This is a genomic window from Aestuariivirga sp., assembly GCF_041738905.1.
Taxonomy (GTDB): domain Bacteria; phylum Pseudomonadota; class Alphaproteobacteria; order Rhizobiales; family Aestuariivirgaceae; genus Aestuariivirga.
Map to the genome: position 1 here is coordinate 1 of NZ_JBGSOZ010000093.1, position 9,787 is coordinate 9,787.

13 protein-coding genes and 1 pseudogene are annotated in these 9,787 nt (G+C 62.9%); 3 read left to right on the top strand and 11 right to left on the bottom strand.

The annotated features are described in order from the left end of the window. Positions 1-22: 22 nt before the first annotated feature. The 4 genes from ACEW8Q_RS08255 to ACEW8Q_RS08270 all read right to left on the bottom strand — a co-directional run bounded on the left by ACEW8Q_RS08255 (position 23) and on the right by ACEW8Q_RS08270 (position 3,373). Positions 23-544 carry a TspO/MBR family protein gene (locus ACEW8Q_RS08255; protein WP_373503578.1) on the bottom strand — a complete coding sequence of 174 codons (522 nt, stop codon included), beginning with the start codon at positions 542-544 and terminating at the stop codon, positions 23-25. A 5-nt stretch (positions 545-549) separates the two neighbouring features. Next, positions 550-1,677 (bottom strand): nickel/cobalt transporter, encoded by a 1,128-nt coding sequence (locus tag ACEW8Q_RS08260; protein WP_373503579.1) that lies wholly within the window; start codon positions 1,675-1,677, stop codon positions 550-552. Beyond that, a complete protein-coding gene (locus ACEW8Q_RS08265) occupies positions 1,665-2,333 on the bottom strand; it encodes a DUF1007 family protein (RefSeq protein WP_373503580.1) in 669 nt (222 codons plus the stop codon). Before ACEW8Q_RS08265 ends, ACEW8Q_RS08260 begins: the two co-directional genes overlap by 13 nt. A gap of 65 nt (positions 2,334-2,398) precedes the next feature. Further along, positions 2,399-3,373 (bottom strand): zinc ABC transporter substrate-binding protein, encoded by a 975-nt coding sequence (locus tag ACEW8Q_RS08270; RefSeq protein WP_373503581.1) that lies wholly within the window; start codon positions 3,371-3,373, stop codon positions 2,399-2,401. Positions 3,374-3,508: 135 nt separating this feature from the next. Between ACEW8Q_RS08270 and ACEW8Q_RS08275 the strand changes: the two genes are divergently transcribed. Beyond that, a complete protein-coding gene (locus ACEW8Q_RS08275; protein WP_373503582.1) occupies positions 3,509-4,282 on the top strand; it encodes a cytochrome c biogenesis CcdA family protein in 774 nt (257 codons plus the stop codon). Here ACEW8Q_RS08275 and ACEW8Q_RS08280 read toward each other — a convergent pair. The 4 genes from ACEW8Q_RS08280 to nthA are packed head-to-tail and all read right to left on the bottom strand — an operon-like array spanning position 4,269 to position 6,505. Then, complete coding sequence (locus ACEW8Q_RS08280; RefSeq protein ID WP_373503583.1) at positions 4,269-4,595, bottom strand: nitrile hydratase accessory protein; 327 nt, start codon at positions 4,593-4,595, stop codon at positions 4,269-4,271. The two genes, ACEW8Q_RS08275 and ACEW8Q_RS08280, sit on opposite strands and share 14 nt — an antisense overlap. Next, positions 4,582-5,232: a nitrile hydratase subunit beta gene (nthB, locus tag ACEW8Q_RS08285; protein ID WP_373503584.1), complete on the bottom strand. Its 651-nt coding sequence runs from the start codon at positions 5,230-5,232 to the stop codon at positions 4,582-4,584. Before nthB (ACEW8Q_RS08285) ends, ACEW8Q_RS08280 begins: the two co-directional genes overlap by 14 nt. Next, complete coding sequence (gene nthB, locus ACEW8Q_RS08290; protein WP_373503585.1) at positions 5,229-5,885, bottom strand: nitrile hydratase subunit beta; 657 nt, start codon at positions 5,883-5,885, stop codon at positions 5,229-5,231. The genes nthB (ACEW8Q_RS08285) and nthB (ACEW8Q_RS08290) overlap by 4 nt, the downstream gene beginning before the upstream one ends. Then, complete coding sequence (nthA, locus tag ACEW8Q_RS08295) at positions 5,882-6,505, bottom strand: nitrile hydratase subunit alpha (protein ID WP_373503586.1); 624 nt, start codon at positions 6,503-6,505, stop codon at positions 5,882-5,884. Before nthA ends, nthB (ACEW8Q_RS08290) begins: the two co-directional genes overlap by 4 nt. Before the next feature lie 61 nt (positions 6,506-6,566). Here nthA and ACEW8Q_RS08300 point away from each other — a divergent pair, with 61 nt between their 5' ends. Beyond that, on the top strand, positions 6,567-7,244 hold the full coding sequence (locus ACEW8Q_RS08300) for a haloacid dehalogenase type II (RefSeq protein ID WP_373503587.1): 678 nt from the start codon (positions 6,567-6,569) through the stop codon (positions 7,242-7,244). A gap of 82 nt (positions 7,245-7,326) precedes the next feature. Here ACEW8Q_RS08300 and grpE read toward each other — a convergent pair whose 3' ends face one another. The 3 genes from grpE to hrcA all read right to left on the bottom strand — a co-directional run bounded on the left by grpE (position 7,327) and on the right by hrcA (position 9,458). Next, positions 7,327-7,890 carry a nucleotide exchange factor GrpE gene (grpE, locus tag ACEW8Q_RS08305; protein ID WP_373503588.1) on the bottom strand — a complete coding sequence of 188 codons (564 nt, stop codon included), beginning with the start codon at positions 7,888-7,890 and terminating at the stop codon, positions 7,327-7,329. An 88-nt stretch (positions 7,891-7,978) separates the two neighbouring features. Beyond that, positions 7,979-8,341 carry a VOC family protein gene (locus tag ACEW8Q_RS08310; protein ID WP_373503589.1) on the bottom strand — a complete coding sequence of 121 codons (363 nt, stop codon included), beginning with the start codon at positions 8,339-8,341 and terminating at the stop codon, positions 7,979-7,981. 25 nt (positions 8,342-8,366) lie between these two features. Continuing rightward, entirely contained in the window at positions 8,367-9,458 is a 1,092-nt protein-coding gene (gene hrcA / locus ACEW8Q_RS08315) for a heat-inducible transcriptional repressor HrcA (RefSeq protein WP_373503590.1), read from the bottom strand. Positions 9,459-9,537: 79 nt separating this feature from the next. On the opposite strand from hrcA, the pseudogene ACEW8Q_RS08320 reads away from it, so the two are divergent. Next, positions 9,538-9,787 (top strand): annotated as a pseudogene (locus tag ACEW8Q_RS08320) (ribonuclease PH); the annotation flags it as partial.

Consider the following 9,787-nt stretch of genomic DNA (forward strand, 5'->3'; position numbering starts at 1 on the left):
TGCCAATCCTCAAGGCCGCACTTCAAAACCATCGGACCGAGCAGCCAGCCTCCCATGCAGTTGACCGCTTGGCCGATGCTGCATAAGGTTCAACCAGCGACGCCAGCCTTGGCATTTTCAACAGAGTACGGGACATCCCCAGCATCAGCCATCCCGCCCATGTGACGCGGCCGAAGAAGGCGACGATGGTGAAGACCAGCGCCAGCCAGAGGAACGTTATCTCGACGAGGCCCAGCCACGGCGAGCGCGCACCAAAGAACAGGAAGGACCACGCGAGATTGAGCGCCAGTTGCGAGAAGAACAGGATCATGGCGGGGCCGATCCGGTCCTTCGACCGCCACACGCCCCAGGCGGCGACCGCCATCATCACGTAGAGCACCGTCCACACTGGCCCGAAGAGCCAGTTCGGCGGGTTCCACGAGGGCTTGTTGATGGTGGGATACCATTCCACGATCGAGGCGGAGACGGCAAAGCCGCCGAGGGATCCGACGGCGAGGCACAGCACGATGAAGCCCGCCAGAACGACCCATTGATTACGCAGCATGGTTATCACATCATTGCGTTGGTGGAACCCAACGAGCCCAGAAACAGGATGGTTCCGAGAAAGGCAATGGCAGCGCCACCGCCGAGCCTGAGGCCAAAGCCCAGCCACTCCATGAGGCGGCCATTGCCGCGCACCAGCCTGGCCGCCAGCCGCTTCGAATAGACGGCGACGGCCGCAATGGCGGAGACGGTGATGAAGGTGCCGACCGCCATGGCGAAGGTGGAGAAAATGCCCGCCCAGTAAAGCCCCAGCCCGTTGGCGAAGACGAGAACGAGAATGGCTCCGGTGCAGGGCCTGATGCCGACGGCGAAGGCCAGCGAGAAAGCCTTCGCCAGGGACCAGTCACCGCGAAGATCCTGCGCATCCGGGAGATGCGCGTGGCCGCAGCCGCAGTCGGGTCCGTGAACGTGGTCGGCCGAGGTGCCCTGAGTTTTCATCGGCTCGAATGTTTCGAAGCTGTGAAGCTGGATGGTCTGCTTCGGCGTGACGCCTGCAAAGGCGGCAGGCTCAGGCGTTCTCACGGGCCAGAGCATCCTGAGTGCAGTCCACACGAGGTAAAGCCCCATCACGCCGATCAGGCCATAGCTGGCGCTTTCCAGCACGCCCGCCACGTCGCGCGCGGTGGAGCCGACGCTGGCGACCACGAGGAACAGCACGCTCACCAGCGCGATGGCGGTCAGCGCCTGAACCAGAGCGCTCATGAATGAGATGAGGATGCCGCGCTTCAATTCGCTCTCGGTGGCGAGAAGCCAGGCGGAGATCACCGCCTTGCCGTGGCCTGGCCCTGCGGCATGGAACACGCCATAGCCGAAGCTCAGCAGCATCAGAGTCCAGGTGGCGGCAAAGGCGGAACTTCCCTTCATCTGGCGCAAGGTGCCCGACATCCTGCTGTAGAAGGACTGCTGCATCTCGCGCGCCCAGAGCACGGGATCATCGAAGAAGGAGACCTGGCTGACCGTGCCATCCTTGTTGCGCGGCTGCACCAGCAGCTTCTTGCGGTCGATCTTGACAGCCGGCGCCGTGTCCTGCGCCACCGGTTGTTCCGTGGACTGAGCAATAGCGGGCGGCAATGCCGACAGCCAGATGAATGCGACGGCGATGATGGCGAGAAGCGCCCGTGTCAGGCCTTGCATTGAATGGTCACGGGCTGGGCGAAGACGGCGCCGAAGTCCTCGTTGTTCTCGGGCTTCCAGTCGGGGCCCTTGGTGGAGAGCATGGCGCGTGTCTCTTCCACTTCGGCGTCCGTCGGGACGGGCTTCACCACCAGCTTGCAGGATTTCGGAATGTTGCCGATCACGCTGACGGGGTCGTCTTTCACATAGTCGATGGCGATGAAGAAGTCCGGATCGTAGACCTTCGCCACGAACTCTCCCTTGGTAGGATCGAGCGGCGTCTTGAGCGGAACCTGGAAGTGGAGCGCCAGCTTGTCGTTCGACCAGATCTGGCCGGACTCCGTGACCTCGCCCAGGGCCTGCTTCTCGCCATTGAAGCGCATCACGGTGAAGTAATCATAGTCCTTCAGCGATGCCATGTTTTCCTTGGTCAGTGGCTCAAGCTCATCCGGGCTGTAGACGCCATCGCCGTTGGCATCGAGCCCGTCGATCGCCATCTGCGCGTAGTTGTCGTCGAAGGTCCACATGAGGTTCAATGCGGTGATGAGGCCTTGATCGTTGAAGACGACGTCGGAGCGCATGTTGACCCACACGTGCGGGTGCGCCACGGCAGGTCCCGAGGCGCCCAGCGCGCATGCAAGAATGGCCCATGCAGTTGTCCAGCGTCTCAAGGTCATTGCTCACTCTCTCGATCTCTGGAGGGAATGATGGAGCAATGCGGCAAAAAAGTGAAGGCTGGACGTCAGGCGGAGAGGCAGGCTTTCAGGCTGGCGGCAAGATTGAGCAGTATCTGCCGGTAGGCTCCGGCACCCGGCGCGACATCGGCGCCGAGGGGATCGAGTACGCCCTCGCGCGCGGGCGTTCCCTCGATCACGGTGGCAACAACCTTGCTGTCATACTGCGGCTCGCGGAACACGCATTCGGCCTGGGTAGCTTTCAGCTTGTTGCGGATTTCCTCGAGCCGCTGGGCGGAAGGGGCCTTGGCGGAGACGTCCGAAATCGAACCTGCCGCCGAGAGGCCGAAGCGCGCCTCGAAATACTGGTAGGCGTCGTGGAAGACGATGTAGGGCTTCGTCTTGACGGGTGCGAGTTCCGCCGAGATCTCGGCCGTAACGGCATCAAGCGAGGCTTCGAAGGCCTTGGCATTGGCCTGATAGGCGGCGGCATTGGCGGGGTCCGCCTTGGCCAGTTCCGCAGCGACAGCCGCTGCCATCGCTTTGGCATTCTCCGGGTCCAGCCACACATGGGGATCGAAGGCGAGGACGCCCTCGGCATGACCGTCATGGCCCGCCTCTTCCCTCTCGTGATCGTGGCCGTGTCCCGCTTCTTCCTTTTCATCCTCATGGGCTTCGTCATGCGCCTCCCAGGTGCCGCCTTCGCGGATGGGAAGGGTCTTCACGCCGGGCGCTTCCGACAACTCCACGAAGCTCTTGCCATTGACGGCCTCGGACCCGCCGATCTGCGCCAGCTTCGCCTCAAGCCCATGGCCCACGATGAAGACCAAGTCGGCCTTTCCGAGATCCGAAACCTGAGACGGCGTGAAGTTTGCCCGATGCTCCGACATCGAGCCTTTCAACAGCAACTCCGGCTGGCCCAGATCGCCCATTACGGCGGAGACGATGCTGTGCACGGGCACTACCGAGGCGATGACCTTCGGCGCGGCAAGGGCAGGGCTGGCGGCGAGCATGGCAGCAAGGGCGGGGATGATCAGGCGCATGGGGCAGGCTCCATATGTAATGTTATAATATAACATACGCGTCGAGCGTGCGCTGTCAAGCCTGACGGAGACGTGATGTCCTGCGGCCATGGGGTGAGTTGCGCCGGCACGCTTCGCCTGCCAAGTGATGGGGCCATGAACCTCGACGTTTCCATCGGCGCTGCCCTCTTTGCGGGCGCCATCAGCTTCCTCAGCCCCTGCGTGCTGCCGCTGGTGCCGCCCTACCTGTGCTTCATCACCGGCGCATCGCTGGAGGAGTTGGTCGACAACAAAGCCCGGCCTGACGAGGAACGGCGGCGCACACTGCTGGCAGCGTTCCTGTTCGTGCTGGGTTTCTCCACAGTGTTTATTGCTCTTGGCGCGAGTGCCTCATTGGTGGGCAGCATGTTGCGGACCGAACTGGCCCGCAGCGTCGAAGTATTCGGCTTTGCGTTTAATCCGCTGACATCGGCCGCAGGCCTGATCATCATCCTTATGGGGCTGCACTTCCTTGGCGCGTTCCGCTTCCTGTGGCTATCCCGTGAAGTTCGCTATCATCACAAGTCTCATCCCGGCGGCTTGGCCGGGGCTTATCTGATCGGGCTTGCCTTCGCATTCGGCTGGACACCCTGCATCGGGCCGGTGCTAGGAATGATCCTGACGGTTGCCGCAAGTGAGCAGGATGTCATGAAAGGCGCTGGGCTACTTGCGGTCTATTCAGCTGGGCTCGGCATTCCCTTCATGCTGGCTGCGGCGGGCGTTGGTACCTTCATGGGCTTCATGAGCGGCTTCCGGAAGCACCTAAAGACAGTTGAGAAAATTGCTGGGGCACTGCTGGTTCTCTCGGGCTTCATGTTCATCACCGGGGGCGTACAGTCTGTCTCCTACTGGCTGATCGAGCAGTTCCCGTGGCTGCTCAATCTCGGCTGAGCGTGATGGGCTGGCCGTGGGGCGTGGCCTTCGCGGCACGGTCCCAAGCATCGACGCGGGCGAGGCGTTCGCCTTCCGACATCACGCCCTTGGCCTCGACCAGCCTTTCGAGAGCGGCGAGCCAGCTTTCGTAATAGGGGCGCTCGGGCTGGGCCTTGAGTTCGGCGCCCAGCGTCTCGGCCCATTCCACCCAAGTGAAGACACCCGCTTCGTTCAGCTTCACCGCCATGGCGAAGGCCTGCGCCTCCCAGGGCCTTGCGAAGACGGGGCCGTCATTGTCCTTCGGCAGAAGCGGTGATTCAGCAAGCTTCAAGATAGGGCTCCCAGAGATCGGCGTGAACTGTATCGCGCGAGCCATTGCCCCAGAGGTCGGATGCGCGGAAGCGCACGGTGTAGAGCCATTGCGGGTTTTCGCCGCCGCCGTGGGCATTGGAATCGGGGAACACATGGGCGCCATGGACCGCCACGACCTCGCCCGCGTGGCCCCGCAGATAGCGCGGCAGCCGCGTGTGGCTGAACGGATTGATGAGCCGGGCACGCACCTTGTCTCCCGGCGCGAATCGCGCTGCCGTGTTCACATCGCGCCGATAGCTTCCTTTCGCGGTGACGGCGGGCCAGACGGCTTCGGCGGAGGTGGGCGTCACCGGCTTGCCCGGGGCTTCGGACTTTCCCGAAACGATCTCAGCTTCGGAGGCGAGGCTATGCTTCTGGAGAAGCGTCTCGATGCCGTGGAGCCAGTGCTCGTAATAGCTCGACGTGATGTAGTGACCGGGGTGCATCGACTCGCAGGCGCTGCGGTCCTCGTCCAGCGTCCAGCCACCGACATCGCCAACGGCCGACATCAGCGCGAACATGCGGGCTTCCCATGGGGCATGGAAAACAGGTTCGTTGGTTTCAACGACGACCGCGCCATATCCCATCATGCCGCCGCAGTCATGAGCACCGTTCATTGCGCTGCCTCCAGATAGGGTTCCCACAGGTCGATGCAGACGGAATCGGGTGACTCTTTCCCCCACAGCTCGCGGGCGGTGAAGCGCACGGTGTAGAGCCATTGCGGATCCTCGCCCTTGCCATGGGCATTCGAGTCGGGAAACACATGTGTGCCGTGAACGGCGATGACTTCACCCAGCTTGCCGCGTGCATAGCGGGGGAGCCGCGTGTGGCCTGAAGGATTGATGTTCCGTGCACGGACTTTTGCTCCCGTGATGAAACCCGCAGCCCGGTTGCTGGGGCGATTGGCAGGGCCGCCAGATGCAAGGATGCCGGGTATCATAGCGGCAGTTGGCACACGCTTCACCGGTTTGGGGGGCACGACCATCTTGCCCTGTTCTTCCTCCATCGCGGTGATGAGGCCAAGCTCCACCAGTTGCAGGATCAGCGCATAGTGGCGCATCTCGTAGTAGCTCGATCGCCAATAGGTCATCGCCGGCTGCCGCTCGCGGGCGTGGCGGGCCATGTCGATGTTCCATGATCCGGTCATGCCCATGGCGAGCACCAGCGCGAAGGCGCGGGGTTCCCAGTCATGGTGCCAGACGGGTTCGCCGGCCTCAGGAATCACCGGGCCGAAGCCGGTGAATCCACCCATGTCGTGCGGGCCGTTCATGCCGGAGACTTCGCCACGCCGGTGCCGATCATCGAATCGCGCGTCACGAGATTGGCGAGGTCCTCCTCGCTCATGCCGCCCGTTCCTTCCGGCCGCTCAGGGATCACCAGATAGCGGATCTCGGCTGTCGAATCCCACACACGCACATCCTTGCCCTCGGGCAGACTGACGCCAAATTCCTTCAGCACCTCGCGCGGCTCGATCACGGCACGCGAGCGGTAGGGCATCGACTTGTACCACACGGGCGGCAGGCCCAGCACCGGCCACGGGTAGCAGGAGCATAGCGTGCAAACGACCATGTTGTGGGTCTCGGGGGTATTGAACAGCGCCACCATGTGCTCGCCCTGGCGGCCTTCGTAACCCATCGAACCTATGGCGGCAGTCGCATCGCGCTTCAGCCAATCGGCAAATGCGGAATCGGTCCACGCTCTCGCCACCACGCGGGCGCCATTGCGCGGGCCGATCTTCGTTTCGTAGGTCTCGATCATCACGTCGAGGGCGGCAGGGTCGACATAACCCTTCTCGACCAGGAGCGATTCCAGCGCCTTCACCCTCAGCGCAAGGGGAGAGAGTTCCGAGCCTTCGTCATCGTGGTCGTGGTGATGTCCGTCATGGGGCATTTTGCACCTCCCGTGTTTGCGCTAAGCATACCCACCAGTGGCAGAAAGAGGAAGCGGCAGGATGACGAAGCTGCAGGGAATCAGGGCGGTGGTGTTCGACGCCTATGGCACGCTGTTCGACGTGCACGGGCCGATGCGGAAGCTGGCGCCGGAAATCGGCGAGCACGCGGAGGCGATCTCGAAACTGTGGCGGCAGAAGCAACTCGAATACACATGGCTTCGCAGCCTGATGGGTGTGCATGCCGATTTCTGGCACGTGACGAGCGACGCGCTTGACTATGCTCTGGAGCAATATGACGTGAAGGAGCAGGGTCTCAAGGATGAGATCATGGCGCTGTACCTCAAGCTTGAGGCCTATCCGGAGGTGGCCGCCGCGCTTGAGGCCGTGAAGGGCCGCAGCAAGCTCACCGCCATTCTCTCCAACGGCAGTCCGTCGATGCTCGATGCGGCCGTCCGCCATGCGGGCCTCGACAAGCTCTTCAACATGGTGCTCTCGGTCGAGGATGTCGGCATCTACAAGCCGAGCCGCCGCGTCTACCGCCATGCCATGCAGAAGCTGCAGATCCACGACGCGCCATCGATCTGCTTCGTCTCCGCCAACACCTGGGACGCTCAGGCCGCAGCGCAATTCGGTTTCCAGGTCGTGCGGGTAGACCGTTTCGGCTTGAAGGACGACCGCATCCCGGGGAAGCCCGCCGCATTGATCAAGGACCTGAGCGAACTGGCCGCGATGGTTTGACTTGCCACGCAGCTGCCGCGCCACATGGAAATGGCCGGATCAGGGACCCGGCCATCCTTGAAATCGGCAGTTGCTGGCCTGATCAGCCTTCGGCCTTCGCCACGCCCACCATCGCGGGCCTCAGGCAGCGTTCGCCGATGGCGAAGCCGGACTGCATTTCCTGGACGACGGTACCGGGCGGATGGGCACTCGTCGGCATTTCGAACAGCGCCTGGTGGTAATTGGGGTCAAACTTGGCGCCCACCGTTTCCACCCGGCGGATGCCGTAGCGCTGGAACACGTTGAGCAGGTCCTTTTCCGTCAGCTCGATGCCGGCCAGCAGGTTCTTCGTGGCATCGTCCGCCGCATCCTTCGCCTCGGGGCTCATCGCCGCAAGGGCCCGCTGCATGTTATCGGCCACGCCCAGGAGATCGCGGGCAAAATTGGTGGCGGCATAGAGTGTCGCCTCCGCCTTTTCGCGCTCGGCGCGCTTCCTCAGGTTTTCCATGTCGGCTGCCGTGCGCAGCAGCCGGTCCTTCAGTTGGGCGGCCTCTTCCTTGAGCTGTGCGATCTCGATGTCCTTGGGATCGGGCTCGACGTCCATCGGCGATTCGATTTCGACGTGCTCATGTGCGGCTTGCTCAGGTGCGTTGGTTTCGTCAGCCATGACTGATGGTTTCCAGTCCATTGATTTCAGGAATGAACGCCATATCGGCTGCCTGCCGCGAAAAATCAAGTGAAGGCGTGAGGACGCATCAGGCGCGCCCTCTGAATGCCCGGCTTGAGACGGAAATCGTGTTCAGGCAGGGGTCCTTTGCATTTGCAAAGACGTAGCCATCCGCATGATGCACGGCTCCGAACGCCAGGCCATCTGCCCGGCACCTGTCGCAGAAGGATTGGACGTCCTCCACGTCGAAGACCAGCTTGACGAGAACTTGTCCTTGCCGCTGGCCCTTGGCCGCCTGATGGATCATAAGGCGTGCCCCGCCTTGAGGGTGGACCAGTTCGACGATGCGGTCGCCATCCTCACGCGTCGCCTCGAAGCCGAAATACCGTTCGTAGAAGCGGACGGTCAGTGCCACATCCTTCGCATAGAGCAGTACCCTGTTCAGCGTCACGAGCGGTGTTTCCCCTGCCGGACGCTCAAGTGAGCAGGCGGCCAATGGCCTTGGCGGTGTAATCCACCATGGGGATGATGCGGGCATAGTTCATGCGGGTGGGGCCGATAATGCCCATGACGCCGACGATCTTCTCCTCGGCATTGCGGTAGGGCGCCACGATGATGGACGAGCCCGAGAGCGAGAACAGCCGGTTCTCGGAGCCGATGAAGATCCGCACCCCCTCTCCCACTTCGGCCGCACCCAAAAGCTGCACCAGCTCCTTCTTGTTCTCGATGTCCTCGAACAGCTTGCGGATGCGCTCCAGGTCATTGGCGGCAGTCGAGTTCTCGATGAGATTGGCCTGCCCCCGCACGATCAGGGTCTTGTCGTCGATGTCGGCTTCACCCGACCACTGGCCGATGCCGGCCTCCACGATCCGGGCCGAGATCTCGTCGAGCTCGCGGCGCAGGCTCTGCATCTCGTCGCGGACGAAGCGTTGCACCTCATCGATGGTCTTGCCCTGAAAACGGGTCGAGAGATAGTTCGACGCCTGGATGAAGGTGGCGGGCGGCAGGCCCGGCGGCACCTCGATGACGCGGTTCTCCACGCTGCCGTCCTCGCCGACGAGAATGACCAGCGCCCGGCCCGGCCCCAGGTTCACGAATTCGATGTGCTTGAGGCGGGCATTGATCTTGGGAGTGACGATGACGCCGGCGCAATGCGACAGGCCGGAGAGCAACGTGGTGGCCTCGCCCAGCACGTCCTCGATCCGCCGCTGGCGATTCGATGCCGCGACTTGCGCATCGATGCGGGCACGCTCGTCGGTGGTCATGGCGCCCACTTCCATCACCGCGTCGATGAAGAAGCGCAGGCCCTGCTCGGTCGGCACGCGGCCAGCACTCGTGTGGGGCGAGAAGATCAGCCCTGCGTCCTCCAGGTCCATCATCACGTTCCGCACTGAGGCCGGCGACAGGTTCGACGGCAGGATGCGGGCAATGGTGCGGGAGCCCACGGGCTCCCCCGTCTCCAGATAGGTGTCGACAAGGCGGCGGAAGATGTCGCGCGAGCGCTGGTCCAGCCCGGCAATGCCGGTCAGGCGGTCTTCTGTAATGGGTTTCGGCGGGATCATGCTCATGACTATAATGTAGAAATCAAGTTGGCGCGGGTCAATCGAGCGGCTAGAAGGCCTTCTTTCGCAACAAGGACTGACCAAAATGCGTCCATCGGGACGGAATCCGGACGATTTGCGCGCTGTGAGCTTCGAGCGCGGCTTTACGAAACATGCCGAAGGCTCATGCCTCGTGCGCTTTGGCGACACCCATGTGCTGTGCACCGCCTCGCTCGAAGAGCGGGTTCCGCCCTGGCTGAAGGGTGGCGGCAAGGGCTGGGTCACGGCCGAATACGGCATGTTGCCGAGGGCCACGCACGACCGCACCCGCCGCGAGGCGTCAGCCGGCAAGCAAT

What these genes read in the sequence shown, in the direction of transcription:
- ACEW8Q_RS08255 (WP_373503578.1), bottom strand. Translation starts at nt 544, where the DNA reads ATGCTGCGTAATCAATGGGTCGTTCTGGCGGGCTTCATCGTGCTGTGC.
- ACEW8Q_RS08260 (WP_373503579.1), bottom strand. Translation starts at nt 1,677, where the DNA reads ATGCAAGGCCTGACACGGGCGCTTCTCGCCATCATCGCCGTCGCATTC.
- ACEW8Q_RS08265 (WP_373503580.1), bottom strand. Translation starts at nt 2,333, where the DNA reads ATGACCTTGAGACGCTGGACAACTGCATGGGCCATTCTTGCATGCGCG.
- ACEW8Q_RS08270 (WP_373503581.1), bottom strand. Translation starts at nt 3,373, where the DNA reads ATGCGCCTGATCATCCCCGCCCTTGCTGCCATGCTCGCCGCCAGCCCT.
- ACEW8Q_RS08275 (WP_373503582.1), top strand. Translation starts at nt 3,509, where the DNA reads ATGAACCTCGACGTTTCCATCGGCGCTGCCCTCTTTGCGGGCGCCATC.
- nthB (WP_373503584.1), bottom strand. Translation starts at nt 5,232, where the DNA reads ATGAACGGTGCTCATGACTGCGGCGGCATGATGGGATATGGCGCGGTC.
- nthB (WP_373503585.1), bottom strand. Translation starts at nt 5,885, where the DNA reads ATGAACGGCCCGCACGACATGGGTGGATTCACCGGCTTCGGCCCGGTG.
- nthA (WP_373503586.1), bottom strand. Translation starts at nt 6,505, where the DNA reads ATGCCCCATGACGGACATCACCACGACCACGATGACGAAGGCTCGGAA.
- ACEW8Q_RS08300 (WP_373503587.1), top strand. Translation starts at nt 6,567, where the DNA reads ATGACGAAGCTGCAGGGAATCAGGGCGGTGGTGTTCGACGCCTATGGC.
- grpE (WP_373503588.1), bottom strand. Translation starts at nt 7,890, where the DNA reads ATGGCTGACGAAACCAACGCACCTGAGCAAGCCGCACATGAGCACGTC.
- hrcA (WP_373503590.1), bottom strand. Translation starts at nt 9,458, where the DNA reads ATGAGCATGATCCCGCCGAAACCCATTACAGAAGACCGCCTGACCGGC.